The sequence below is a fragment of the Variovorax sp. 10N432 genome (genome assembly GCF_056394465.1).
The window spans coordinates 1-1577 of the sequence record NZ_JBFTHX010000110.1 but is presented as its reverse complement, the minus strand read 5'-3'; the positions used below and the strand labels follow the sequence as shown (position 1 = coordinate 1577).

Annotated in this window: 1 protein-coding gene; it reads left to right on the top strand. The window is 59.9% G+C overall.

Features of this window, described 5'->3' with window-relative positions; genetic code table 11:
- Nucleotides 1-271: 271 nt before the first annotated feature.
- Nucleotides 272-1108 carry a hypothetical protein gene (locus tag AC1DF3_RS36835; RefSeq protein WP_478142789.1) on the top strand — a complete coding sequence of 279 codons (837 nt, stop codon included), beginning with the start codon at nt 272-274 and terminating at the stop codon, nt 1106-1108.
- Nucleotides 1109-1577: the final 469 nt, after the last annotated feature.

Sequence of the window (1577 nt, the reverse complement as noted above, 5' to 3'; positions counted from 1 at the left end):
CGCCCGGATCGTCCACGATTAGGCTGAAACGTCGTCCACGATCAGCCTGAAACAGCGTCCACGTTCATCTGAAATGACGTCCACGATCGTCTGAAACGGGCGTCCACGATGCCCTGAAATACGCAGAGAGGGCGTCCCTGGTCTCACTCATCGTCGTGCTTTGGCTCTGCTATCAGGCGCTGGGCTGAGGTCTCCTGTAGGAGCAGCGATTCGACCTCGAGTTCGGCGCAAAATGTCGTCCGAACACCTCTGATAATTTGACTGTATACCCTTGCGCCGCTACCACCGCCTCATCATCACTCTCCTCGCCGTACTCGTTCTTGCGGGCAGTTGGCTACTTCCGCAGGACCGCATGGCTCGCGAACATGCGTCCGATGGTCTCCAACGCGCCCTAGCTGTGTTTGCCGCGGCACGCGTACTAGGAGGCGTCATCTCAGTCGTTCAGAACGCCGAGTTCGACGCGAAGATTCTTGGGTCAGGTATCACAGTGGCGCCTGGCCAGACCTTGCAGCCGCTCAATGAGTTGGTGGACCACTTTTCCACCGTGATGCTGATGGCCAGTGTTGCCTTCGGGGTCCAAGTCCTCCTGCTGGACGTAGGCTCTCACTGGTTGGTCTCATCACTCCTGACCGCAACGATTGCCCTCATGCTCATTGCTAGCTGGCAAAACCCTACACCGTCCTCACGCTGGCTACGTCCGGTCCTTGTGGGGCTCCTTTTGCTCCGCTTTGCGGTGCCCCTCACAGTACTGGCGAATGGTTTGGTCTATGAGACTTTCTTCGAGCATGACTATGCCAGCAACCTAGAGCGCATCGACTACGCTGTTGCCGAGGGCCAGGTGAATCCCGCTAAGGCTGAGGAAGGGCCCATTGAGCGCGTCAAGCGTTGGTTCCAACGTTCGACATCTCCGTTGGACCGCCTGATGAAGGCAGCGGGCAGTTGGAGTAAGACCATCGTTAGTTTGATTGCGCAGTTTGTCGTGGAGACAGTGCTCCTGCCCCTCATTTTCCTTTTGGTCTTGTGGCGCGTAGCCCGCGCGCTTGCCGTGTGGGCTTTGCCCGCTACCGCGAGCCTGCAGCGGCCCTCAACTGCGCACTACCAAAGGTGATGCAGCGCGAAGCTGCGGCGTGAAGTCCAAACAGCATGCCGTCCGGTGCCCGCGAGTGAGTAGCGAACTTGCGCGGGCTGCGAACGTCCGGTATCGGCGAATTCGGCGGCGGGGCTGACCGTCCGGTTTTGGCCGGAAGCGGCTGGCCAGATTGTTGACCGCCACGCGGTCAGTGCGCACGCGCTTCGATGTGATCCTGGCGTGCTCCCCTTCCGCCCGCCCTGCCCTGCCCTGCCCTGCATTTCTCATCGAATCAACAACTTAGGCGCGTCGTCGTCAAAGTTAGGACGTAAATTGTAAGCGGCCAGTCTCCCCACCTTGAGATCAGAGGCCAAGCCGGAGACCATGCTGTCCACCTAAGTTAGCTGGACATCTATGGACGTCAATCCGAAGCAACGCCGCCGGCACAGCGCGGCGTTCAAGGCGCAGGTTCTGGCCGCCTGCGAGGCGCAGGTTCTGGCCGCCTGCG